35 protein-coding genes are annotated in these 23998 nt (G+C 41.9%); 33 read left to right on the plus strand and 2 right to left on the minus strand.

Annotated elements, in window-relative coordinates; translation table 11 throughout:
• Positions 1 to 112 precede the first annotated feature (112 nt).
• Both HNQ43_RS03530 and HNQ43_RS03535 read left to right on the plus strand, forming a co-directional pair.
• Positions 113 to 739, plus strand: coding sequence for a hypothetical protein (locus tag HNQ43_RS03530; protein ID WP_183374827.1), 627 nt, complete (start codon positions 113 to 115; stop codon positions 737 to 739).
• Between the two features lie 38 nt (positions 740 to 777).
• Positions 778 to 1392 carry an ATP-binding cassette domain-containing protein gene (locus tag HNQ43_RS03535; RefSeq protein ID WP_183374829.1) on the plus strand — a complete coding sequence of 205 codons (615 nt, stop codon included), beginning with the start codon at positions 778 to 780 and terminating at the stop codon, positions 1390 to 1392.
• On the opposite strand, the gene HNQ43_RS03540 is transcribed toward HNQ43_RS03535, so the two are convergent.
• Entirely contained in the window at positions 1389 to 2198 is an 810-nt protein-coding gene (locus HNQ43_RS03540; RefSeq protein WP_183374831.1) for an HAD family hydrolase, read from the minus strand. The two genes, HNQ43_RS03535 and HNQ43_RS03540, sit on opposite strands and share 4 nt — an antisense overlap.
• Positions 2199 to 2414: 216 nt before the next feature.
• On the opposite strand from HNQ43_RS03540, the gene rpsL reads away from it, so the two are divergent.
• The 8 genes from rpsL to HNQ43_RS03580 all read left to right on the plus strand — a co-directional run bounded on the left by rpsL (position 2415) and on the right by HNQ43_RS03580 (position 11361).
• Entirely contained in the window at positions 2415 to 2828 is a 414-nt protein-coding gene (gene rpsL / locus HNQ43_RS03545) for a 30S ribosomal protein S12 (protein ID WP_183374833.1), read from the plus strand.
• Positions 2829 to 2852: 24 nt separating this feature from the next.
• Positions 2853 to 3323, plus strand: coding sequence for a 30S ribosomal protein S7 (gene rpsG / locus HNQ43_RS03550; protein WP_022789367.1), 471 nt, complete (start codon positions 2853 to 2855; stop codon positions 3321 to 3323).
• Between the two features lie 21 nt (positions 3324 to 3344).
• Complete coding sequence (fusA, locus tag HNQ43_RS03555; RefSeq protein ID WP_183374835.1) at positions 3345 to 5441, plus strand: elongation factor G; 2097 nt, start codon at positions 3345 to 3347, stop codon at positions 5439 to 5441.
• Positions 5442 to 5513: 72 nt separating this feature from the next.
• Positions 5514 to 6698 (plus strand): elongation factor Tu, encoded by a 1185-nt coding sequence (gene tuf, locus HNQ43_RS03560; protein ID WP_183374837.1) that lies wholly within the window; start codon positions 5514 to 5516, stop codon positions 6696 to 6698.
• Positions 6699 to 6926: 228 nt separating this feature from the next.
• Positions 6927 to 8342, plus strand: coding sequence for an amino acid permease (locus tag HNQ43_RS03565; protein WP_183374897.1), 1416 nt, complete (start codon positions 6927 to 6929; stop codon positions 8340 to 8342).
• Between the two features lie 104 nt (positions 8343 to 8446).
• Positions 8447 to 9766 carry a M18 family aminopeptidase gene (locus tag HNQ43_RS03570; RefSeq protein ID WP_183374839.1) on the plus strand — a complete coding sequence of 440 codons (1320 nt, stop codon included), beginning with the start codon at positions 8447 to 8449 and terminating at the stop codon, positions 9764 to 9766.
• Positions 9763 to 10392, plus strand: coding sequence for a hypothetical protein (locus HNQ43_RS03575; RefSeq protein WP_183374841.1), 630 nt, complete (start codon positions 9763 to 9765; stop codon positions 10390 to 10392). Before HNQ43_RS03570 ends, HNQ43_RS03575 begins: the two co-directional genes overlap by 4 nt.
• Positions 10393 to 10449: 57 nt before the next feature.
• A complete protein-coding gene (locus HNQ43_RS03580) occupies positions 10450 to 11361 on the plus strand; it encodes an AEC family transporter (RefSeq protein ID WP_183374843.1) in 912 nt (303 codons plus the stop codon).
• Here the strand turns inward: HNQ43_RS03580 and HNQ43_RS03585 are convergent.
• On the minus strand, positions 11358 to 12572 hold the full coding sequence (locus tag HNQ43_RS03585; protein WP_183374845.1) for an L-serine ammonia-lyase, iron-sulfur-dependent, subunit alpha: 1215 nt from the start codon (positions 12570 to 12572) through the stop codon (positions 11358 to 11360). The genes HNQ43_RS03580 and HNQ43_RS03585 overlap by 4 nt on opposite strands.
• A gap of 226 nt (positions 12573 to 12798) precedes the next feature.
• Here HNQ43_RS03585 and rpsJ point away from each other — a divergent pair, with 226 nt between their 5' ends.
• From rpsJ to rpmJ, 23 genes are all read left to right on the plus strand, one after another.
• Positions 12799 to 13110, plus strand: a complete 312-nt coding sequence (gene rpsJ, locus HNQ43_RS03590) for a 30S ribosomal protein S10 (RefSeq protein ID WP_022789358.1) — start codon at positions 12799 to 12801, stop codon at positions 13108 to 13110.
• Positions 13111 to 13124: 14 nt separating this feature from the next.
• Positions 13125 to 13820 (plus strand): 50S ribosomal protein L3, encoded by a 696-nt coding sequence (gene rplC, locus HNQ43_RS03595; protein WP_183374847.1) that lies wholly within the window; start codon positions 13125 to 13127, stop codon positions 13818 to 13820.
• Positions 13820 to 14449, plus strand: coding sequence for a 50S ribosomal protein L4 (gene rplD, locus HNQ43_RS03600; protein WP_183374849.1), 630 nt, complete (start codon positions 13820 to 13822; stop codon positions 14447 to 14449). Before rplC ends, rplD begins: the two co-directional genes overlap by 1 nt.
• The gene (gene rplW / locus HNQ43_RS03605; protein WP_183374851.1) at positions 14449 to 14745 is read left to right on the plus strand and encodes a 50S ribosomal protein L23; all 297 of its coding nucleotides are present in this window, start codon (positions 14449 to 14451) and stop codon (positions 14743 to 14745) included. The genes rplD and rplW overlap by 1 nt, the downstream gene beginning before the upstream one ends.
• Before the next feature lie 58 nt (positions 14746 to 14803).
• A complete protein-coding gene (gene rplB, locus HNQ43_RS03610; protein ID WP_183374853.1) occupies positions 14804 to 15637 on the plus strand; it encodes a 50S ribosomal protein L2 in 834 nt (277 codons plus the stop codon).
• A gap of 17 nt (positions 15638 to 15654) precedes the next feature.
• Positions 15655 to 15933 (plus strand): 30S ribosomal protein S19, encoded by a 279-nt coding sequence (gene rpsS / locus HNQ43_RS03615; RefSeq protein ID WP_183374855.1) that lies wholly within the window; start codon positions 15655 to 15657, stop codon positions 15931 to 15933.
• Between the two features lie 9 nt (positions 15934 to 15942).
• Entirely contained in the window at positions 15943 to 16278 is a 336-nt protein-coding gene (rplV, locus tag HNQ43_RS03620; protein ID WP_183374863.1) for a 50S ribosomal protein L22, read from the plus strand.
• Positions 16279 to 16288: 10 nt separating this feature from the next.
• Positions 16289 to 17149: a 30S ribosomal protein S3 gene (gene rpsC, locus HNQ43_RS03625; RefSeq protein ID WP_183374866.1), complete on the plus strand. Its 861-nt coding sequence runs from the start codon at positions 16289 to 16291 to the stop codon at positions 17147 to 17149.
• On the plus strand, positions 17136 to 17552 hold the full coding sequence (rplP, locus tag HNQ43_RS03630) for a 50S ribosomal protein L16 (RefSeq protein ID WP_183374868.1): 417 nt from the start codon (positions 17136 to 17138) through the stop codon (positions 17550 to 17552). The genes rpsC and rplP overlap by 14 nt, the downstream gene beginning before the upstream one ends.
• Entirely contained in the window at positions 17552 to 17755 is a 204-nt protein-coding gene (gene rpmC / locus HNQ43_RS03635; protein ID WP_183374870.1) for a 50S ribosomal protein L29, read from the plus strand. Before rplP ends, rpmC begins: the two co-directional genes overlap by 1 nt.
• A gap of 12 nt (positions 17756 to 17767) precedes the next feature.
• Positions 17768 to 18025: a 30S ribosomal protein S17 gene (rpsQ, locus tag HNQ43_RS03640; protein ID WP_204685150.1), complete on the plus strand. Its 258-nt coding sequence runs from the start codon at positions 17768 to 17770 to the stop codon at positions 18023 to 18025.
• Positions 18026 to 18043: 18 nt separating this feature from the next.
• Positions 18044 to 18412 carry a 50S ribosomal protein L14 gene (rplN, locus tag HNQ43_RS03645; RefSeq protein ID WP_183374874.1) on the plus strand — a complete coding sequence of 123 codons (369 nt, stop codon included), beginning with the start codon at positions 18044 to 18046 and terminating at the stop codon, positions 18410 to 18412.
• 12 nt (positions 18413 to 18424) lie between these two features.
• Positions 18425 to 18739: a 50S ribosomal protein L24 gene (gene rplX / locus HNQ43_RS03650; protein WP_183374876.1), complete on the plus strand. Its 315-nt coding sequence runs from the start codon at positions 18425 to 18427 to the stop codon at positions 18737 to 18739.
• A gap of 12 nt (positions 18740 to 18751) precedes the next feature.
• Positions 18752 to 19291: a 50S ribosomal protein L5 gene (gene rplE, locus HNQ43_RS03655; protein ID WP_183374878.1), complete on the plus strand. Its 540-nt coding sequence runs from the start codon at positions 18752 to 18754 to the stop codon at positions 19289 to 19291.
• 12 nt (positions 19292 to 19303) lie between these two features.
• A complete protein-coding gene (locus HNQ43_RS03660; RefSeq protein WP_022093662.1) occupies positions 19304 to 19489 on the plus strand; it encodes a type Z 30S ribosomal protein S14 in 186 nt (61 codons plus the stop codon).
• A gap of 17 nt (positions 19490 to 19506) precedes the next feature.
• On the plus strand, positions 19507 to 19905 hold the full coding sequence (gene rpsH, locus HNQ43_RS03665) for a 30S ribosomal protein S8 (RefSeq protein ID WP_183374880.1): 399 nt from the start codon (positions 19507 to 19509) through the stop codon (positions 19903 to 19905).
• A gap of 18 nt (positions 19906 to 19923) precedes the next feature.
• On the plus strand, positions 19924 to 20469 hold the full coding sequence (gene rplF, locus HNQ43_RS03670) for a 50S ribosomal protein L6 (protein ID WP_183374881.1): 546 nt from the start codon (positions 19924 to 19926) through the stop codon (positions 20467 to 20469).
• Between the two features lie 23 nt (positions 20470 to 20492).
• Complete coding sequence (rplR, locus tag HNQ43_RS03675) at positions 20493 to 20849, plus strand: 50S ribosomal protein L18 (RefSeq protein WP_183374882.1); 357 nt, start codon at positions 20493 to 20495, stop codon at positions 20847 to 20849.
• Between the two features lie 12 nt (positions 20850 to 20861).
• Positions 20862 to 21371: a 30S ribosomal protein S5 gene (gene rpsE, locus HNQ43_RS03680; RefSeq protein ID WP_183374883.1), complete on the plus strand. Its 510-nt coding sequence runs from the start codon at positions 20862 to 20864 to the stop codon at positions 21369 to 21371.
• Between the two features lie 16 nt (positions 21372 to 21387).
• Positions 21388 to 21825 carry a 50S ribosomal protein L15 gene (gene rplO, locus HNQ43_RS03685; RefSeq protein ID WP_183374884.1) on the plus strand — a complete coding sequence of 146 codons (438 nt, stop codon included), beginning with the start codon at positions 21388 to 21390 and terminating at the stop codon, positions 21823 to 21825.
• A 1-nt stretch (position 21826) separates the two neighbouring features.
• Positions 21827 to 23119, plus strand: a complete 1293-nt coding sequence (gene secY, locus HNQ43_RS03690) for a preprotein translocase subunit SecY (RefSeq protein WP_183374885.1) — start codon at positions 21827 to 21829, stop codon at positions 23117 to 23119.
• Between the two features lie 27 nt (positions 23120 to 23146).
• Positions 23147 to 23794 (plus strand): adenylate kinase, encoded by a 648-nt coding sequence (locus tag HNQ43_RS03695; protein WP_183374887.1) that lies wholly within the window; start codon positions 23147 to 23149, stop codon positions 23792 to 23794.
• Positions 23795 to 23910: 116 nt separating this feature from the next.
• A partial coding sequence (rpmJ, locus tag HNQ43_RS03700) for a 50S ribosomal protein L36 (protein WP_183374899.1) occupies positions 23911 to 23998 on the plus strand: 88 nt, incomplete at its 3' end.

Raw genomic sequence — 23998 nt, forward strand, 5'->3', positions numbered from 1 at the left:
GAAAGCCTTTATCTAAATCTAGATAGGGGCTTTTTTTTCTGCACTTCAGCACGACGAATCAGAGCACACTTTTTTTTCGAGATAGAGTATAGAATAGTGTAGAATAAAAAAGATGAAAAAGAAGACTTTGTTGATGATCCCGCTGTTTATTTTTATTGTTGTTACTTTAGGGATCAGCTTGTATTCTCAGCAGGAAAAGCTGAATCAGGAAAATGAAGAGAAAAGACAAAAAGCAGAGGAAACCGCCAAACTGGCCCATGCCTTAATGGCATTAGGGGAAAGTGCTAAAGGGGAAACTTTCTTTTTTGATGCTATCGGTTGCGAAGTTGAGGTGGAAGCAGATATACAAAGGCAAGCAGTCAATTCCTATGTCTATGTTTTGGAGGATATGCCCCCATTTTATCTGGACATGATCACTAAAGTGATTCTGGTAGATGAGGGAACAAAGTTTGATGCCGATACTGGAGTTTTAAGGACATCGGGAAATCAGACGACGATTCGAATGGAACTGTCCCGAGCTTATGCACATAGGAGTCATATTCTGGATGAACCGGAATATCAGAAGTTTTATCAGACGTATAAGAATCAAATGGGGTACAAGGATGATCTAAGTCCGGAGGATTTTTTTGCTTATAGTGTAGAAAATTATTACATTGATCGTCAGCCTTATTTTGAAATGTGCGATGCATTGCCATATTATGAATACTTGTTTTCAATTTTTGGACAACAGGATCATTAAAGGATGGTCCAGAATTTGCTATATGATACAATGACATTATGATTGAAATCAAAAACGTAATAAAGCGATTCGAAAACGGAGTCGATGTACTGGGCGGGATTTCAGTGCAAATCCCAGAAAGAAAACGAACGGTTCTTTTTGGACCAAGCGGTTGCGGGAAGACCACATTGCTTCGAATTCTTGCGGGCCTGGAAACAGCAACAGCGGGAGAAATCTCTTTTCCGGCCTCGTATAAGATATCATTTATGTTCCAAAGAGATAGTTTGTTTGATCCGGTTTGTGTCTTTGAAAATATTGCCTATGGTATTGATCAGCGAACTCTCTGTAGAGATCAGCTGACAAAAAGAGTTCACAGTCTGGCTGCTTTAGTTGGAGTGGAGTCCATCCTGATGCAAAAGACAGAGAGTTTATCAGGCGGACAAAGGCAGCGCGTATCGTTGGCTCGGGCTTTGATGAAGGAACCGGATCTGCTTTTAATTGATGAAGGATTCAACTCTTTGGATCGGAAGACAAAAAATGAACTGATCGACAAACTGATTCAATTGCAAGAAGAAAAGAAGTTCACGCTTTTGTATGTGACGCATGATATACAGGAGGCCAGGCGAATTGGACAGAATTTCATAGAATTTAAAAAGGAAGAGGCAACAGACTAGCTGTCCTCTTCCTTTAAAATTTTAGCCACTGCATTGAATATTCCGTTGTCGTAAGTGCTGGTCGTTGACCAATCTGCAAAGCTTTTGACATAATCTGTAGCACTTCCCATCGCAACACCGATGTCTGCGTTTTGAAGCATTCCGATGTCATTGGTGCTGTCTCCAATACAGATTGTATCTTTCCATGACATGTTGAATCGGTCTAATACCATTTTGACTCCTCTGGACTTGTCGTTGTCGGCGTTAAAGATATCGAAACAGAAACCATCGGTCTTCACATTGATCAAATCAGACCGCAGGTTAGGGTGTGCCTTTAAGAATTCATCCAGACTGGATTTATCTTTGGTCATGATAACGGCATTGAAAACCCGGTGACGCTTATGGAAGGTTTGAGTTACGTCATAGAACAGAGAATCCAAGACATTACAATATTTACAAAAATCATACATTGGATAGAAATCATTATAGATATAAGTTGCATCTCCGAAATGGAACATCAATCCAAATTTTTTCTCTTTGCATAAGCTTACCAGATCTTCGACTGTTTTTTTATCGATGGGGTAAGCGCCAATTTCGTTGAATTCTTTATCTAATATGTAACTTCCGTTGATGAGTACATAGGCATCAAACTGAACGCGTTCCAGGATCAGCTTCATTTGATTCAGCGGTCTGCCTGTGGCAGCACATACTTTAAAGCCTTTGTCGCGCAAAAGATCGATGGCATCCAGAGCACTGTCCTGGATAATATCATTTTCTGTTTGATATAAAGTACCGTCCATATCTAGAAAGATGATTTTATGTTTCATATACATTCCTCACTTTGTACGGTACTATTATAATCGAAAATAACCCGGATGGGGATGAAAAACAAATTTTTTCAAAAAGTGTTTGACAATCTTTTTGAAAGAGTGTAATTTAATCGTGCATGCGTAAAGTTGGGATTCGAAAGAATCCTATATTAAACGGATGAAAAAGACACACCCGGAAACGTGTGTTTAAAAGATTTTGAAAGGAGGGTACTTATGCCTACAATCAACCAGTTGATTCGTAAAGGTCGTAAGGCCAGTCAGAACGTCTCAAAGTCGCCAGCTTTGAACCGTGGGTATAACTCACTGAAGTCTAGACCGACAAACTTGTCCAGCCCGCAAAAACGTGGAGTCTGCACTCGTGTCGGAACCATGACACCAAAAAAACCAAACTCAGCACTTCGTAAATATGCGCGTGTTCGTTTGAGCAACGGAATGGAAGTTACAGCTTACATCCCGGGAATCGGACACAACTTGCAGGAGCACAGTGTTGTATTGATTCGTGGTGGACGTGTTAAAGACTTGCCAGGTGTTCGTTACCACATTATTCGTGGTACATTAGACTGCGCCGGTGTAAATGACCGTAAACAATCTCGTTCACTGTATGGAACGAAAAAACCGAAAAAGTAATCAATCGTGAAAGGAGGAATTTAAATGCCTAGAAAAGGACACATTGCCAAACGTGATGTATTAGTCGACCCTATGTATAACTCTAAGTTGGTCACTCGTTTGATCAATAAAATCATGATTGATGGAAAAAGAGGGGTTGCACAAACTATTTTGTACAACGCGTTTGAAATCGTTGAAGTAAAAACAGGAAAACAACCAATGGAAGTTTTCGAACAAGCATTGGAAAACGTTATGCCTCAGTTGGAACTGAAGGTTAGACGAGTGGGTGGTGCCAACTATCAGGTGCCAGTAGAAGTTAGTGACGAACGTCGTTTGACATTAGGTCTTCGTTGGATCGTTAACTATGCACGTTTAAGAAATGAAAAGACAATGGAACAGCGTTTAGCTGCAGAGATCATCGATGCATCTAACGGAACAGGTGCCAGTGTTAAAAAACGTGAAGACACTCATAAGATGGCGGAAGCAAATAAAGCCTTTGCTCATTACCGCTGGTAAGAAAGGAGATAGTTTAGTTATATGCCTAGAGAATATAGTCTAGAAGATACTCGTAATATCGGGATCATGGCGCACATTGATGCCGGAAAAACGACTACAACTGAACGTATCCTTTATTATTCGGGTGTTAACCATAAAATTGGGGAAACACATGAAGGTGCCAGTACAATGGACTGGATGGAACAGGAGCAGGAACGTGGTATCACGATCACTTCTGCGGCCACAACTTGCCATTGGAAAAAACTAGATGGTACAGGGCATGAATGCCGTATCAATATCATCGATACACCAGGTCACGTAGACTTCACGGTTGAAGTTGAGCGTTCTTTGCGTGTATTGGATGGTGCTGTAACGGTATTGGATGCCAAAGCCGGTGTAGAACCGCAGACAGAAACCGTATGGCGTCAGGCGACAACATATGGTGTACCTCGTATCGTATTCGTTAACAAAATGGATGCGACGGGAGCTGACTTCATCATGTCTTGCAACACGATCATCGATCGTTTAGGTGCAAAATCTTGCCCGATCCAGTTGCCAATCGGTGCTGAAAGTGAATTTGAAGGAATCATTGATATCATCGAACGCAAGGCTTATACATTCAGTGGAGACTATGGACGTATTATCACAGAAGTAGAGATTCCTGAAGAAAGCCAGGATCTGGTCGAAGAATATCGTGCTAAATTATTAGAGTACTTGGCAGATTATGATGAAGATTTCATGATGATGGTCTTAGAAGGTGAAGAACCAGAAATCAGTGAAATCAAGCGAGTACTTCGTATCGCCGTATGTGCTGGTGATTTCTTCCCGGTATTATGCGGATCTGCATACAAGAACAAAGGGGTTCAGCAAGTATTGGATGCTGTTGTTGACTACTTGCCGAGTCCATTAGATGTACCGGCTATCAAAGGTACAACATTGGATGGAGAAGAAGATGCGCGTCATCCTAGTGATGATGAACCGTTCTCTGCATTGGCCTTCAAAATCGCAACCGATCCATTTGTAGGAAAATTAAGTTTCTTCCGTGTGTATTCCGGTACAGCTACGGCAGGAAGCTATGTATTGAACTCTACAAAAGATAAGAAGGAACGTTTTGGCCGTATCGTACAGATGCATGCCAACCATCGTAAAGAGATCGATCAGGTTTGGGCGGGAGATATCGCTGCCGCTGTAGGTCTGAAAGTCACTACGACAGGAGATACTCTTTGTGATGAAAAACATCCGATCATTCTGGAATCAATGGAATTCCCGGAACCAGTGATCGAATTGTCTTTGGAACCAAAAACAAAGGCTGACCAGGATAAGATGGGATTGGCTTTGAGTAAATTGGCAGAAGAAGACCCGACTTTCAAAACATATACAAACGAAGAAACAGGCCAGACGATCATCGCCGGTGTAGGAGAACTGCATTTGGACATCATCGTTGACCGTTTGCGTCGTGAATTTAAAGTGGAAGCCAATATCGGTAAACCACAAGTTGCTTATCGTGAAACGATTCGTGGTACAGCAGACTGTGAAGGTAAATATATCCGTCAGTCTGGTGGTCGTGGACAGTATGGTCATGTATGGATCAAATTCGAACCAAACGAAGGAAAAGGATTTGAATTCGTGGACGCTATTGTCGGTGGTACCGTTCCAAGAGAATATATCAAACCAACGGAAGAAGGTTTAAAGGACGCTCTGAACAACGGTATGATTGCCGGATATCCGGTTATCGATATCAAAGCAACATTGTTCGATGGTTCTTACCATGATGTCGATTCTAGTGAAATGGCATACAAGATCGCTGCCAGCATGGCATTGCGTGAAGCAGCTAAGAAATGTAAGCCAGTTATCTTGGAACCAATCATGTTCGTTGAAGTGACAGCGCCAGCTGAATACTTAGGAAGTGTCATGGGAGATGTTTCGAGTCGACGTGGACAGATCACCGAGCAGGAAGAACGAGGAAATGCAGTTATCGTTCGTGCTAATGTTCCATTATCAGAAATGTTTGGATACGTTACGGATCTGCGAAGCTTTACACAGGGACGCGGAACCTACTCAATGAAATTTGATCATTATTCAGAAGTTCCAAAGAGTATTGCGGAAAAGATCATCAAAGAGAATTCAAGCGAAAACTAGTTGCTTTTCAAGTAGTTCTAAAGTACAATGATTTTGCATGAATTTTTAAATTTCAATTAGGAGGAAACTAAAATGGCAAAGGAAAAATTTGACAGAAGTAAAACCCATGTTAATATTGGTACTATCGGTCACGTTGACCATGGAAAAACAACATTAACAGCAGCCATTACGAATGTATTGGCTCAAAAAGGTCAGGCTAAAGCTACTGCTTATGACCAGATCGACGGTGCTCCTGAAGAAAAAGAACGTGGAATCACGATCAACACAGCACACGTTGAATACGAAACAGAAGGACGTCACTATGCTCACGTAGACTGCCCAGGCCATGCCGACTACGTTAAAAACATGATCACTGGTGCTGCTCAGATGGATGGTGCAATCTTAGTTGTTGCTGCATCTGATGGACCTATGCCTCAGACTCGTGAACACATCTTGTTGGCTCGTCAGGTAGGTGTACCTTACATCGTTGTTTACTTGAACAAATGCGATATGGTTGATGACGAAGAATTAATCGACTTAGTAGAAATGGAAGTTCGTGAACTTCTTAATGAATACGGATTCGACGGAGACAACACTCCAGTTATCCGCGGTTCTGCATTGAAAGCTCTTGAAGGAGATCCAAAATACGTTGAATCTATCAATGAATTGATGGATGCTGTTGACAGCTGGATCCCAGATCCAGAACGTGACATCGACAAACCATTCTTGATGGCAGTTGAAGACGTTATGACTATTTCTGGACGTGGTACAGTTGCTACCGGACGTGTTGAACGTGGACAGGCTCATTTGAACGACGAAGTTGAAATCGTTGGTATCAAAGATACTCGTAAAACTGTATTAACTGGTTTGGAAATGTTCCACAAACAGTTGGACGTTGCTCAGGCTGGTGACAACATCGGTGCTTTGCTTCGTGGTATCGCACGTGATGAAATTCAGCGTGGACAGGTTTTAGCAAAACCAGGAAGTGTACATCCACACACTACTTTCAAAGCGCAGGTATACGTTTTGACAAAAGAAGAAGGTGGACGTCATACACCATTCGTTTCTAACTACCGTCCTCAGTTCTACTTCCGTACAACTGACGTAACTGGTGTTATCACTCTTCCAGAAGGAACAGATATGGTAATGCCTGGTGACAACGTTGAAATGTCAGTAGAATTGATTCACCCAATCGCTATCGAAAACGGAACTAAGTTCTCTATTCGTGAAGGTGGACACACTGTAGGTGCTGGAAACGTTACTGAAATCATTGGTTAATTTTTAACAGATGAATCATTGCCGCTGGAAACAGCGGCTTTTTTTTGATTTCAACGATGGATTCTTCTTGTATTTATTGATGGTTCGTTTTCACTTTTTGGATAAAATAGCGAAAAACTTCACCGTTTTTTGACAATTACGCAAAAATATGTGATTATATATGTACTTGTTTGCTTTGGGAAAGGAGTGTAAATAGTGGATAATTCTCAAAAGAAAATCAAGTGGTACATGTTAGCCTTTATGTGCTTCTCCACTCTATGGGGATTTGGTAACGTCGTAAATGGTTACATGTACTTCAACGGAATCCAGGTAATGTTCTCTTGGATCTTGATGTTCGTCCTGTTCTTCGTACCATATGCATTGATGGTCGGTGAATTAGGTTCTGCATTTAAAGATCTTGGTGGAGGTGTTACCTCTTGGGTTCAGGAAACAGCAGGTTCTAAAGTAGGTTACTATGCTGGTTGGACTTATTGGGCATGTCACGTTACGTACATCGCTTCTAAAGGTTCTGGTGGTCTGAAAGCGTTGAGCTGGATGGTGTTCCAGAACGCCGAAACATACGATACGTTCCCAACATTTTATGTTCAGCTTGCGACATTCGTCGTATTCTTGTTCTTCTGCTGGGTTGCCAGCCGTGGTTTGAACCCATTGAAGAAATTGGCTACTTTAGCTGGTTCTAGTATGTTTGTTATGAGTATTCTTTACATCTTGATGATGTTCGCAGCACCAGTTATCAATCCTAACGGCGGCTTCGTTAATATGGACTTCAGCTTAGACAATCTGATTCCAACATTCGATGTAAGTTACTTCACAAACTTGTCAATCTTAGTATTTGCGGTTGGTGGTATCGAAAAGATCTCTCCATATGTTAACAAAATGGAAGGCGATCCAGCTCGTGAATTCCCTAAGAGTATGATCTTTGCGGCAATCATGGTTATCGTATGTGCTATCTTCGGTACGATCGCTATGGGTATGATGTTCGATCCAGAAGTTGTATTCGCCAGTGCGGAAGCTCAGGAATCTTACATTGCCAACGGTGCTTATATCGCGTTCCAGAAATTGGGTGAATACTACGGTGTAGGTAACTTGTTGATGATCGTTTACGCTGCATGTAATGCTATCGGACAGTTCTCAACATTGGTTGTAAGTATCGATGCTCCACTTCGTATGTTATTGGAAGACCCGATCACAAGCCAGAGTGTTCCAAAACAATTGTTGAAGAAAAACAAATATGGTGCTTTTGTTAACGGTATCTGGATGGTAGTGATCTTGTCTGGTGCTATTATCGTTGCGCAGACAGTTGTTCCTGGAGCTGCTGCTGTATTGGCTCAGTTGAACAAATTGAACTCTGTATGTATGCCGCTTCGTTATTTGTGGGTATTCTTTGCTTACTTTATGCTTCGTAAAGTGGCTGATGAGAAATTCCCGCGTGCATACAAATTCGTTAAGAGCAGAGGAATTGGTAAATTCTTTGGTATTTGGTGTTTCTTAGTCGTATTAGTATGTTCTGTATTAGGAATGTATTCGCCAGATCCATTTACAATGTTCTTGAACGTTGTAACGCCAATCGTTCTGACTCTGTTAGGTCTGATCTTCCCTGTTATCCGTAGAAAACAGGACGAAAGAGACGGCGCTAACGCTTAATCAAAATGATTCAAAACGGTTCCTTCGGGAATCGTTTTCTTTTTGTGCAATACTTTTTGAGTTTTCAACTCGGATAGTTTAGAATATGGGAAGGAGGAATTATCATGAATAACATTGAAATTTCAAAAGAACTAATTGATTTTATCCAGAACAGTCCAAGTATGTTTCACTCCGTAAAAACGGTTCGTGATTATTTGGAAGAAGCTGGCTTTACATATTTGCCAGAAGGAGAGCCTTGGAGATTGGAAAAAGGAGAAGGGTACTACACGATCCGCAATCATTCCAGTATCATCGCTTTCAAATTAGGAAGCATCCTGGACGATTATCATTTCCAGATGACAGCCGCTCATACGGATTCTCCTACATATAAGGTAAAGAGCGTTCCGGAATTAACCGGGCCTAACGAATACCTTCGTTTAGATGTAGAGGCTTATGGAGGCATGATCGATTCTACTTGGTTCGATCGTCCGTTAAGCGTTGCCGGACGTGTTTTAGTACAGGAAGGCAATAAGATCGAAAGCCGCTTACTTTATATCGACAAAGATATTTTGATCATTCCGAACGTTGCGATCCATTTTAATCGCAATATCAACGATGGCTATAAATACAACCGCCAAATCGACCTTTGTCCATTGTTCTCAACAGGAGAATTGAAAAAAGGTGACTTTGATAAAATGGTTGCCGATGAATTAGGTGTAGAAGTGGATCAGATCTTGGCAAAAGATCTATTCTTGGTGAATCGTCAAAAACCAGTGATCTGGGGATTGAAAGATGAATTTGTTTCTACGCCAAAATTGGATGACTTACAATGTGCCTTTGTTTCTTTGAAAGCATTCCTGGAAACAGAAAACGCGCATGCGGTCAATGTATGCTGTGTATTTGACAATGAAGAGGTTGGATCGAATACAAAACAAGGAGCTATGTCGACTTTCTTATATGACACATTGCAGCGTATCAATCTAGGTTTAGGAAAAGAGGCGGAAGATTACTATCAAGCCATCAGCAAGTCTTTCTTGGTCAGCTGCGACAATGCGCATGCGGTACATCCAAACCATCCTGAAAAAACCGATGCGGTCAATTGCTCAATGATGAACAAAGGACCAGTGATCAAAGAAAGTGCAAACCAGAAATATACAACCGATGCCTTCAGTCGTGCTTTGTTCACTTGCATCTGCAACACTGCTGGTGTACCTTTACAAACTTTTGCGAACCGTTCTGATGTTGTCGGCGGTTCTACCTTGGGAAATCTTTCCAACACGCAAGTCAGTGTGCATGCGGTAGATATCGGTTTGCCGCAGCTGGCTATGCATTCTAGCTACGAGACGGCTGGAATCAAAGATACAGGTTATGCGGTTGAAGCTTTGAAAGCTTACTTCAGCACTAATATCGAAATCGACGAGGCAGAGAAAGCAGTTTTTGAATGATTGATCTGAAACAATACTCGTGGCTTAACCCGCATCATCCCATGCCGACGGCAGGGGATGAAGAACGGCAGTTTATCGATGTCTTAAAAGTAATCGAGAAAAAAGAGCCAAATCCAGCCCTTCGTAATATCTACGCAAATTATTATTTGGAACAAGTCGAAAAGGCAAAAGAAGAGGGCCGGGATTGGAAACTTGATAAGAATATAGGCAAAGAAGTACGTTCCTGGGCAAAAAGCCAGTCGTTCAAAAAAATGAAAGAAAACCTTTTGAAGGAAGACAAAGCGAAATTTCAATTGACTGGGATCGTGATCGTTGTGACTGGAACCCTGATCTTGTTCTTCTTGCGAGCGATTCTTGCCCAGAAATTTGTCGTAAACTTTAGTGTGGATGCGATCGTAGGAGCGATTGCACTGGTTTTCTTCTATCGAAATATGAAAATCAAGATACGTCTTTTAAAGAGCTATGAACAGTTAAAAGATTATGTCTATATGGATGTTGCCAGCTTTGTGATGTGTGTCCTTTTGAAGATGTGGCTGCCTGTAATGTTTGATGCTTCTTTGGTCATTCTAGTGATTTCTTACTATGTTCAAAGAAGAAAGTTTGAAAAGTATTTAAAAGAATTTTAGAATCGTGACCGCAAAGAATATTCTCTGCGGTCTTTTTTAAAGAGAGGATGAACGATCTTGTTTTCTTTGCAGCTGGAAATTTTTATATTGATATTGATTGGCTTTATTTTATCTAAACTGGGATATTTTTCGGCAGATACCCGAAAACAACTGACCAATATCGTGTTGTGGATCGTTCTTCCTTGTGCGACGATCCAGTCTTTTGAAATCGAAGTGGATCAGAATCTTTTGATTTCGATGGCTTTGGTTTTTCTGATTTCTACAGGAATTCAAGGTGTCTATTGGATCTTTTGTAAAACTTGTTGGAACAAGATCTATGATGATCGCAAGATTTCTTTACAATATGGGACGATGGTATCGAATGCCGGCTTTATGGGAATGCCTGTTACGCAAAGCGCATTTGGATCAACCGGTCTCTTATATGCTTCCATTTTTTTGATTCCGCAAAGAATCTGCATGTGGAGTTATGGCATATCTTTATATTCGAATGGTCAGAATCGCAAAGAAGTGGTTCGCAAAGTGCTGACCAATCCATGCATCGTCGCAATCTATATCGGTGTTGTCTTGATGATTTTAGGAATGTTTGATATTCACTTGCCGGACTTTTTGGATTCTACGATCGCTGCCATTGGTGACTGCAATACTGCCTTAAGCATGATTGTGATCGGGGGAATTTTAAGTGATGTGCCTAAAGATCAAATCTGGGATAAACTCTCTTTGTCTTACAGCGGGTTACGTCTTATAGGGATCCCGATGATTTTGTTCTTGATTCTGAATTGTCTACCGATCGATTCCATGGTTCGAAATGTCTGTGTTCTTTTATCTGCTATGCCGGCCGCTAGTACAACGGCGATGCTGGCTCAAAGATATGAAAAAGATCCTGAATTTGCATCCAAGATCATTTTTGTTTCAACGCTGTTTAGTATGGTCACTTTACCATTCATCTTTTTGTTATTAGAACGGTTTTAGCCGTTCTTTTTTGTTGGCACTACAATGGCCAAGCCGCCTAAAGCACTTTCCTTGAGCTCGAAGGGTAATTTGCTTCCGGTCAGATTCATCGTTTTGACGACCATATCAAAGCTGACACGATTTTTCTTAACATTGCGAAGGTATTTGGCTAATCTGGCGGCATCCAAAGATCGCAGGCTTGCCACGGCGTTTCTTTCAATACAAGGAATCATCACATAGCCGCCTACCGGATCGCAAGTCAAACCTAAATGGTGTTCAAGGCCGATCTCTGCTGCGCACTCGATCTGTTGATTGTTTTCGAAGTTGCAGGAACTTACAAAAGCGGCTCCCATGCTGCAGGCGGCGCCTACTTCGGCTTGGCAGCCGGCTTTGGCTCCGGATATCGTCGCATTGTGCTGGATCAAGTTTCCTATCAGTCCTGCCACTTTCAAGCCTTGGATCAGTGTATCTTTTGGATATTGCTCATCATAATAATAGTGATAGAGAAGGCTAGGCAATACGCCGCAGCTTCCCATAGTCGGTGCTGTGACGACCATGCCGCCGCCGGCATTTTCTTCACTGGCCGCATAAGCATAACTTGCCAGAAGAAGGCTTTTTCTTTCAATAGGGTCATCGCAGCTGTGGGCACTTTGATTCAGGGCAAAGGCAACACGGTCTATCTCCAGCGAACCGGGCAGCTTGCCGATCGTATTCAGACCTTTATTGACACAATCTAACATGGCATCAAAGATTTTATCCATATAAGAATTCAGGGTGTCATCTTCAAACTGATCAATGTATTTGTCAAGACGAAGGTGGTGCTGACGACAATAAGCTTGAATTTCATCCATTGTGTTATGAGGATAGATCGAGCTTTCTTCAGAGGCTCGTTCATCATCTTTTAAGATTTTGCCGCCACCAATAGATATATAGGTATGTTTTCCAAGCACCTTGTGATCTTTGAGTGCTTCGATCGTCATGGTGTTAGGATGATCGCATTCCGATTTGATATCAAAGGTAATTGTACAATGTTTTGGAAAAAAAGTTTTTTCGATGATTTGATCGGTCAGATGACCTTTGCCGGTCAATGCCAGCGAGCCAAACAGAGTGACATGAAAATCATCGGCTTGTGGATAGCGGCTCAAACTATCCTGACAAGCGCGCATCGGACCAAAGGTATGAGAACTGCTTGGACCGGGTCCGATCTTGTAAATATTTTGAATGCTTTGCATGGAAATATCTCCTTGTTTCTTCTTCTTGTAGAGTAGCATAACCGGGTTAAAAAAGGTAGAGAAGATTCGTAAAAAAAGCACTTGCACCAGGGTTTTATTTATGGTATCATCATTGCGCACTGCGTAGAAGTGCGAGGTTGCTGACCCACTGAAAAGCGTTGTCATGGGTGGCGTCAGGTAATTCGCATGGAGCATGTATATCTCGAATATACGAAAGGAGTTAAACATGGCAAAAAACACAATTCGAATTCGCTTAAAAGCGTATGAGCACCGCATCTTAGATGACAGTGCCAAGAAGATCGTCGAAACAGTGACGAAACACGGAGCTAAAAAAGTAGTTGGTCCCGTTCCGTTACCAACGGAAAAACAAGTTGTAACGATTCTACGCGCTGTTCATAAGTACAAAGATTCTCGTGAACAGTTTGAAATGCGTACGCACAAGCGTTTGATTGAGATTGTTGCACCAACAAAGGAAACGATGGATTCTTTACAGAGACTAGAACTTCCTAGCGGTGTCGACATCGAAATTAAACTTTAATGGAGGTGTCGAAGATGAAAGGATTATTAGGAAGAAAATTAGGAATGACACAAGTCTTTACAGAAGACGGTGTATTGATTCCGGTAACCGTTGTTGAAGCAACTCCAAACGTTGTTCTTCAGAAGAAAACGGTAGAGACAGATGGATATAATGCCATCCAGTTAGGTTTTGAAGAAGTTAAAGAAAAACGCACGACAAAAGCTAACATTGGTCATTGTGCCAAAGCTAACACGTCTCCTAAACGTCGTATCCAGGAAGTTCGTGATTGCGAATTGGATGTCAACGTAGGTGACTTGGTAGATGTAACGATCTTTGAAGCCGGTGAAACGGTCGATGTGATCGGAACAAGCAAGGGTAAAGGATACATGGGTACGATCGTTCGTAACAATGCTCACCAGGGACCGAAGAGTCATGGTGGTTCTAAGAACATTCGTCATATCGGTTCTTTAGCCACAAACGGTATTACTTCACGTCAGGGACGTATCATGAAGGGTACGATCATGGCTGGTCAAGAAGGTGGATATCGCACAACCAACCAGAACTTGACAGTGATCAAGGTCGACAAAGAAAACAACTATCTGTTGATCAAAGGAAATGTGCCTGGACCTAAAAAAGGATTTGTGATGGTTCGCACCGCAAAAACTTCTAAAGGAAACAAAGCGCCTGTAACTTTGGTCGACTATAGTGCGAATAAGGAGGTTCAGGAATAATGGCAAAGATTGATGTAATCAACCAGGAAGGAAAAGTTGTTTCTTCTCTTGAACTCAATGATGCAGTGTTTGGTATCGAACCAAATCAACAAGCTTTATACGATGCTCTGAAAATGCAGATGGCTTCCTCTCGTCAGGGTACAGCTGATACAAAAGGACGCAGCGAAGTAAGCGGCGGAGGACGTAAACCTTATCGTCAGAAAGGAACCGGACGTGCTCGTCAGGGTTCTATTCGAGCTACGCAATTTCGCGGCGGAGGAACTGTATTTGGAGCAACACCACGCAGTTATGCTTACCGCATCAACAAAAAAGTTCGCCGTTTAGCATTGAAATCGGCTTTGAGTGAAAAAGTCGCTGAAACGGCATTCAGCGTTTTAGATAAATTTGAAATCGCTGAACCTAAAACAAAAACGTTTGTTTCTATCATGGAAGCAATCGAAGCACCAAAGAAGACATTATTCGTTGTTGGACAGGAAGAAGATGTTCAGAACGCTTACTTGTCAAGCCGTAACGTTCCAGGATGCCAGATGATGACAAGCAACCTGATCAATGTTTACGATCTAGTCAATGCTAACAAGATCGTTATGACAAGCGCTGCGGTCAAAGAAGTTGAGGAGGCTCTTGCATAATGACAGATTACAGAGATGTTATTCTTCGCCCTATCATCACTGAAAAAACGATGAAGATGATGGCGGAAGACAACAAAGTTACATTTGAAGTTGCCAAAGGTGCCAACAAAGTATTGGTACGCCAGGCGGTAGAAGCTCTGTTCAAGGTTGACGTTGAAAAAGTTAACATGCAGAATACAAAGCCAAAAACAAAACGTGTTGGAAGATACACAGGAAAAACGAGTGCTGTGCATAAAGCAATCGTAAAAATCAAAGAAGGACAGTCAATCGATTTATTTAACGAAACGGCTGAATAATCAGGGAGAAGACGCTATTTCCTGAATAAATATTGCGAATAGGAGGAAAAAGAAGTTTATGCCAATCAAGACGTATAAACCAACGACACCTGGACGTCGCGGGATGACAAGCTTGACTTATGAAGAAATCACAACTTCAAAACCTGAAAAAAGTTTGTTGGCACCGTTGAAATCAAAAGGTGGACGTAACAACACAGGACGTATCACAACACGTCATAAAGGCGCAGGCCACAAGAGAACATATCGTATTATCGATTTCAAACGTAATAAGGATGATATCCCTGCACGCGTAAAAACAATCGAGTACGATCCAAACCGTTCTGCTAACATCGCATTGTTAGTTTATGCTGATGGTGAGAAACGATACATCATCGCTCCAAAAGATCTACAGGTTGGAATGACAGTTGTTTCTGGTAAAGAAGTGGATATCAAAACAGGAAATGCAATGGAATTGCAGAATATGCCAGAAGGTACTTTTGTTCACAACGTAGAATTGAAACCTGGAAAAGGCGGACAGATGGCGCGCAGTGCCGGATGTTCAGCTCAGATCTTAGGTATTGAAGAAAAATATGTTACTTTGCGTTTGACTTCTGGAGAAGTACGCAAGGTATTAGGAAATTGTCGTGCTACTGTTGGTATCGTAGGAAATGAGGATTACAGCTTGGTAAACATTGGTAAAGCTGGGCGTAATCGTCATAAAGGAATCCGCCCAACAGTTCGTGGTTCGGTTATGAACCCGAACGATCACCCTCATGGTGGTGGTGAAGGCCGTACGCCAATCGGACGTAAATCACCAATGACTCCATGGGGCAAGAAAGCTCTTGGTGTTAAGACCCGTCGTACTAAGAAGGCTAGCACGAAGCTGATCGTACGTCGCCGCAATGGTAAATAAGAGAAGGAGGAAAGACAATGAGTCGTAGTTTGAAAAAAGGACCTTTCTGTGATGAACATTTAATGAAAAAGGTCATTGCGCTCAACGAAGCCAATAAAAAAGAAGTAATCAAGACTTGGAGCCGTCGTTCGACTATCTTCCCTCAGTTCGTAGAACACACATTTGCGGTCTACAACGGAAAAGAACACGTTCCGGTTTATGTAACAGAAGACATGGTTGGACATAAATTAGGTGAATTTGTTCCAACACGTAAATACGCTAGTCATGGATCTGATGACAAGAAATCACGTAAGTAGGAGGACATTATGGAAGTAAGAGCAACAGCGAAGACACTACGTATTCAGCCTCGTAAAGCAAGACTTGTCTTAGACTTGATCCGCGGCAAAGACGTAGAAGAAGCAAAAGCAATCTGTAAGTTCACTCCTAACAAAGGTGGATACCTGGTAGGAAAAGTATTGAACAGTGCAGTTGCCAATGCGGTAAACAACAATGATTTAAACGAAGAAAAGCTTTATGTTAAAGCTTGCTGGGCTGATGAAGGAATCACTTTGAAGCGTTATATGCCTCGTGCAAAAGGTAGCGCAAGCCCAATCAACAAACGTACAAGCCACATCACAGTTGTAGTGGCCGAGAAAGAGTAGGAGGTTCGCTATGGGACAGAAAGTAAGCCCGATCGGGATGCGTGTTGGTATCATTCGTGACTGGCAGTCCAGATGGTATGCAGACGATAAAGAATTTGGATCTTTATTGATCGAAGACGTTAAGATCCGTGAATTCATCGAAAACTATTACCAGAAATTGTCGAACGCTGCTCAAGATAAAAGAAAAGCAGATCCTCAAATTTCTCGTATTGAAATCGAACGTACGAAGAATCGCGTTATGATCGTAGTTCGTACAGCTCATCCAGGGGTTGTGATCGGACAAGATGGAAAATCTATTGAAGGATTGAAAAAACAACTGGAAAAATTGGTAAATGCCGGAATCAAAAAAGATTCTAAAAACAGAAAAACGATCCAGATCAATGTGGTTGAAGTTGCCAACCCTAATTTGGATGCTCGCTTAGTAGCGCGTTGGATCGCCAATGAATTGGAACAACGTAAGAGCTTCCGTGCAACACAGAAAAAAGCGATCCAGAATACAATGCGTGCTGGAGCCAAGGGTATCAAAACTGCTGTTTCTGGCCGCTTAGGCGGAGCAGATATGGCTCGTACGGAAGGATATTCTGAAGGTGTCGTTCCTTTGCATACATTGCGTAGCGATATTGATTACGCTTGGGAAGAGGCAGCTACAACTTATGGCCGTCTTGGAGTTAAAGTTTGGATCTGCCGCGGTGAAGTTTTGCCTGGAGAAATGGTAAAAGAACCAGAAGCTCCAAAACAGCGCCCAATGCGTGGTCGCAAAAACAACCGCAATCGTCGTCCTGGCGGACGTGCTCCTATGCAGAATGCAGCAAAAAATGAAACAGCTGCTCCTGTAGAAAACAAAGGAGGTAACGAAAATGTTAATGCCTAAACGTACTAAATACAGACGTCCTCATCGTCTTAGCTATGAAGGACGTTCAAAGGCAGGCCGTACGATCGACTTTGGTGAATTTGGTTTGGTTGCAGAATCTGGTAACTATATCAGTAACCGTCAGATCGAAGCTGCCCGTATTGCCATGACTCGTTACATGAAACGTGGCGGTAAAGTTTGGATTCGAATCTTCCCGCACATGGCCAGAACAAAGAAACCTCTTGAAGTTCGTATGGGTTCTGGTAAAGGTGCTCCTGAAGGATGGGTTGCCGTAGTACAGCCTGGACGAGTAATGTTTGAAGTTGGCGGAGTTAGTGAAGAAGTAGCTCGCGAAGCTCTTCGTCTTGCTAGCCACAAACTTCCAGTGAAAACTCGTTTTGCGAGAAAAGGAGAAGTGAAATAATGTTAGCTAAAGAAATTCGTGAAAAGACAAATGAAGAACTTCTTGCTCAGATCGATGCTTTAAAAGAAGAATTATTCAATCTCCGTTTCCAACAGGCTACGGGGCAGTTGGAAAACACAGCACGTTTGAAAACCGTTAAGAAGACGATCGCACGTATTAAAACGGTCATGACAGAACGTGAAAATACGAAAGGTCAAGAGTAGGAGGGTTTGGACATGGAAAGAAACGTACGTAAAGTATACCGTGGAACCGTTGTAAGCGATAAAATGGATAAGACGATCACGGTAGTTGTCGAAACAAAGAAAACACACCCTTTATACGGAAAACGTGTTAAATATTCTAAAAAATTCAAAGCGCATGATGAGAACAACGAAGCTCATGTAGGAGATTTTGTAGAGATCATGGAAACACGTCCATTATCTGCTACGAAACGTTTCCGCTTAGTAAGCATCGTTGAGAAAGCGCGTGTATAGAACTAGGAGGGCGAAACAATGATTCAAAACGAGAGTCGTTTACGTGTCGCTGACAATACGGGAGCTAAGGAAGTTCTGGTTATCCGTTGTTTAGGCGGCAGCGTAAGAAAATTTGCAAACATCGGTGATATCGTTGTGTGTTCTGTAAAACAGGCCACTCCTGGTGGAACCGTTAAAAAAGGCGATGTTGTCAAAGGTGTTATCGTTCGTACAAGACGCGGCGTTCGTCGTGAAAATGGAACTTATATTCGCTTTGATGACAATGCCGTTGTATTGATCAAAGATGATAAGACGCCAAGAGGAACACGTATTTTTGGGCCAGTTGCTCGTGAATTGCGTGATCACGATTTCATGAAGATCGTATCTCTGGCTCCGGAAGTATTATAGGAGGTGTGCCCGGTGAGAATTAAAAAAGGTGATAGAGTCAAAGTTATTACTGGTGCTTACAAAGGCACAATCGGTGAAGTGACTTCCGTATTCCCTAAAGAAGATAAGGTCATTGTTGAAGGGGTAAACATGGTAAAAAAACACCAGAAACCTACACAGGCCAATCCGGATGGTGGAATCGTTGAAAAGGAAGCCAAGATTCATGTTTCCAATGTAATGCTTTGGGATGAAAAGAGCAAAAAAGCGTCTCGTATCCGTATGGAAATCAAAGACGGTAAAAAAGTCCGTGTCTATAAGACAAGCGGTAAAGAAGTCAAAGGAAAATAAGGAGGATAAGACATGAACCGTTTACAAGAAAAATATAAAAACGAAGTCGTTCCTCAGCTTATGAAAGACTTCAACTACAAATCTGTAATGCAAGTACCGAAAATCGAGAAAGTCGTTGTGAATATCGGTGTCGGAGATGCGATTCAAAACGCGAAGCTGCTGGATGAAGCCGTTGAAGAATTGGCTGCAATCACAGGACAGGCTCCAGTCATCACAAAGGCTAAGAAATCCATTGCCAACTTTAAGTTGCGTGAAGGGATGCCGATCGGATGTAAAGTAACATTGCGCAAAGAAAAAATGTATGACTTTTTAGACAAGTTGTTCAACATCTCTTTGCCTCGTGTTCGTGACTTCCGCGGTGTTTCGGATACAGCTTTTGACGGAAGAGGAAACTATACTTTGGGTGTCAAAGAACAGATCATCTTCCCAGAAATCGATTTTGATAAAGTCAATCGTACACGTGGTATGGATGTCGTAATTGTAACGACGGCAGAAACAAACGAAGAGGCTAAAGCCCTGTTAACAAAGATGGGCATGCCTTTTAAGAAGTAGGAGGAACGGGTTATGGCTAAGAAATCAATGATCAACAAACAGCAACGTCCTCAAAAATTTAAAGTACGTGAATATACACGTTGTGAAAGATGCGGACGTCCGCACGCTGTACTGAGAAAATATAAACTGTGTCGTATTTGCTTCAGAGAATTGGCTTATAAAGGTCAGATTCCTGGTGTGAAGAAGGCCAGCTGGTAAGAAGGAGGCATATAACAATGATTATGACTGATCCAATTGCGGACATGCTGACAAGAATCCGCAACGCTTTGCAACAGAAGCATGAAACTGTTAGTATGCCTGTCAGCAAAGAAAAGAAAGCAATTGCCGAAATCTTAAAAGAAGAAGGCTATATTACAGACTACAAAGTAGAAGGAGAAGCTCCTAAAAAGACTTTGACGATTACTTTGAAGTATACAGAAGATAAGAAGGGGATCATCACTGGTCTTCGTCGAATCTCTAAACCTGGTCTGCGTGTATATGCGAAGGTTGACAAACTGCCTCGTGTATTAAACGGATTAGGAATTGCCATTATCTCTACAAGCAATGGCTTAATGACCGATAAGAACGCAAAGAAAAACCACTTAGGTGGCGAAGTTGTTGCGTACGTTTGGTAATAGGAGGAACAATTAGAAATGTCACGTATCGGGAATAAACTGATTACCATTCCTGCAGGCGTCAGTGTGGATGTTGCTGCAGGGAATGAGGTGACTGTAAAGGGTCCTAAGGGAACTTTAACTCGCAAGTTTTCTGATTTGATGGAAATCGTTGTCGAAGAAAATGAAGTCACTGTAAAGCGTCCAAATGATGCAAAACACACAAAACAATTACACGGTACGACTCGTGCTTTATTGCACAATATGGTCGTTGGAGTTTCCGAAGGATTCACTAAGAGTTTAGAATTAGTCGGAATTGGTTTCCGTACCGCAATCAAAGGAAATAAACTAACTATGAATGTTGGTTATTCTCATGCAGTAGAAATGGATATTCCAGAAGGTTTGGATGTAACTTGTCCAAGTGCAACTGAGATTGCAGTCAGCGGTATTGATAAACAACAAGTTGGTGAATTTGCTGCCAATGTACGTGCTGTTCGTAAACCAGAACCTTACAAAGGAAAAGGTATTCGCTATAAAGGTGAGCATATCCGTCGTAAGGAAGGTAAGACAGCTGGTAAGAAGTAATAGTGGGAAGGAGAAACTAAGACATGATCAAAAAAGAATCTAGAAATGCACAACGTCTTCGTCGTCACGCTCGCGTACGTGCAAAAATCAGCGGAACTCCTGAATGCCCACGTTTGAATGTGTTTAGAAGTAACGCTCATATCCATGTTCAGATCATCGATGATGTGAATCAGAAGACTTTAGTATCTGCCAGTTCTTTACAGATGAAGTTGGAAAATGGCGGAAATATCGAGGCTGCAAAAGCAGTTGGTGCTGAAATCGCAAAACGTGCGAAAGAAGCAAACATCACACAGGTTGTATTCGACCGTGGTGGATATATTTATGCAGGACGTGTAAAAGCTCTTGCCGAAGCCGCTCGTGAAGCCGGCTTGGAATTTTAGGAGGTCACACACATGGCAGAAAGAAAACAACCTAGAAGAGAGCAGAAAGAATTTGAAGAACAAGTAGTAGCGATCAACCGTGTTACGAAGGTAGTCAAAGGTGGACGTCGTTTCCGTTTTTCTTGTTTAGTTGTTGTCGGAGACCGCAAGGGTCGTGTCGGCATGGGAACTGGAAAAGCTAACGAAGTTCCGGATGCAATTCGTAAAGCTGTTGAAGATGCTAAGAAAAACTTGTTTACTGTACCGATCGTTGGTACAACGATCCCTCATGACACAGTTGGAAACTATGGAGCAGGAAGTGTATTCTTGCGTCCTGCCAGCGAAGGTACTGGTGTGATCGCCGGTGGTGCTGCCCGTTCTGTTTTGGAACTGGCTGGTATCTCTGATATCATCACTAAATGCTTGGGATCTCGTACTAAGATCAATGTAGTGCGTGCTACTGTTGAAGGATTGAAGTCCTTGAAGACATTAGAAGAAGTTGCCGCTCTTCGTGGTAAAAAACCTGAAGAGATCCGCGGATAATTAGGAGGTTGAACGAATGAAATTACATGAAATGAAACCACTCCAAGCTTCCCAAAAACGCAATCGTGTAGGACGTGGCCCAGGAAGCGGAAATGGAAAAACTTCCGGACGTGGACAAAAAGGGCAGAAAGCTCGTAGCGGCGGAGGCGTACGTTTAGGATTTGAAGGTGGACAGACACCTTTAGCCAGACGTCTTCCAAAACGAGGATTTACAAACTTTAACCGTGTAGAATATGCTATAGTAAATGTAGAAGCTTTAAATCAGTTTGAAGATGGAACTGAAATCACAGCTGCATTATTATTAGATAAACGAGTAATTCGTAAAGAATTAGGCGGTTTAAAAGTTTTAGGAAATGGAGAACTGACTAAAAAGTTGACGGTTAAGGCAACGAAGTTCTCTGCATCAGCTAAGGAAGCAATCGAAAAAGCAGGCGGAACAGCCGAGGAGATCTAAAATGATATCGAGCATTAAGGCAATTTTTCAGAATAAAGATATTCGCAATCGAATACTCTTTACTCTGTTTGCCTTTCTTGTATATCGTCTGGGGTCGGCCATTACGGTCCCGGATGTTGATACAAGCGATTTAGTGGCAGGTTTATCGGACAATTCCTTGTTTGCTATGCTCAATCTATTAGGAGGTGGAGGATTAGAACAGTTCTCCATCTTTGCCTTAGGTGTAACTCCCTATATCACTGCATCCATCATCATTCAAATGCTGAGCATGGATGTTATTCCACCTTTGTCAGAACTTGCTAAGTCAGGAGCCAAAGGCCGTAAACAACTGGATAAATATACGCGTTATCTCACAGTTATTTTCGGGTTTGTACAATCTTTTTCCTTGGTTTATGGATTTTCAACAGCGTATACCGGATTGATTGAAGGCGGAGCCACCGTCAGCAAGATTTTGTATATTGCTACGATTTTTACAGCTGGAACGATGTTCTTAGTTTGGATTGGAGATCAGATTTCTACAAAGGGAATTGGAAACGGGATTTCCATGGTGATCATGGCAGGCATCGTTGGCCGTTTGCCGCAGCAATTTAGTTCGGCATGGTCAAGTTTGATTGGCGAAGAAGCAAATGGAGCAGGAATTGGTCTATTTGTCGGATATATAGTTGTCTATTTGATCATTATTGTTTTTGTAACATTAATCAATACGGCAGAAAGACGAATTCCGATTCAGTACACATCCAGTTCGATTGCTCTATCAAAACAGAGTGAATCGAATTATCTGCCGCTGAAATTAAATTCAGCCAGTGTCATTCCTGTAATTTTTGCCAGCTCTTTGATGATGGCGCCATTACAGATTGCAAGTTTTTTCGCATCGAGCGAAGTAACAAGTATAATGAGTAACTGGTTGGGATTGCGAACTTGGTATTCTTTAGTGATTTATGTTTTCTTGATCTTGTTCTTTACTTTCTTCTATACGAAGATGCAGGTAAATCCAGAAAAGATTGCAGAAAACTTAGGAAAATCGGGAGCTTATATCCCTAGTGTTCGTCCGGGAAAAGAAACAGAAACATATATTAATCGCGTTCTTTCTCGTTTGACTACTTTAGGATCTATTGCTTTAGCTCTCATCGCGGTTTTGCCGCATATTATGCCGTTGATTTGGACGGATATGTCTACATCGATGGCTCTGGGAGGAACTGGTATGATCATCGTTGTCGGTGTAGCTATCGAAACCGTTCGACAAGTACAAGGATTGATCACACAGAAATCCTACAAGAATTATTTTCAAGACTAGCGTACGGATAGTCGAAGGAGCAAGAGTATGAACATCTTTATCATGGGTGCCCCAGGAAGCGGAAAAGGGACATTCTCAAGCCGTATCAAAGAGGAATTTGATTTGAATCATATCAGCACAGGAGATATTTTCCGTGCTAATATTGCTGGAGGAACTGAATTAGGTAATCAGGCAAAAGCTTACACAGAAAAAGGTTTACTGGTACCTGATGAGATTACCAACAACATGGTTAAAGATTACTTGAGCCACTTGAAAGATAAGAAAAATGGATATTTATTGGACGGGTATCCGAGAACATTAGATCAGGCAAAAGCATTTGAACAAATGACAGAGGGCACGGATCTGATGGTTGATGAGATTATCGTCATGGATGTTCCATTTGAAGAGTTAACGCGTCGTATTACGGGTCGCCGTATGTGTAAGCAGTGCGGAGAAATCTACAACATTTATTCCAAGCCGCCAAAACAAGAAGGAGTTTGTGATAAATGTGGATCTGTATTGACCCAACGAAAAGATGATAATGAAGAAAGTCTGAAAACGCGTTTATCAGAATATGCAAAGAACACAGAGCCGGTTATTGCATATTATGAAGAAAAAGGAATGGTCAAAAAAATCGATGCCACATCCAGCATCGAAGAGATTTGGCCAATTCTGAAAGAAGCTTTGAGCCAATAGTAAATTGCGCATCTTTGCGCAATTTACTTCTGTATTTTATACTACGTTACTTTTAAAATCCGCATAGGATGATACGCATTTTAAGAGGAATGAAACGTGGGGAAAGGATAAGACAAATGAAAGTAAGACCATCCGTAAAACCGATGTGTGACAAATGTCGCGTAATCCGACGCAAGGGACGCGTCATGGTGATTTGTGAAAACC

The organism is Faecalicoccus acidiformans (genome assembly GCF_014202635.1).
GTDB classification, from domain to species: domain Bacteria; phylum Bacillota_I; class Bacilli_A; order Erysipelotrichales; family Erysipelotrichaceae; genus Faecalicoccus; species Faecalicoccus acidiformans.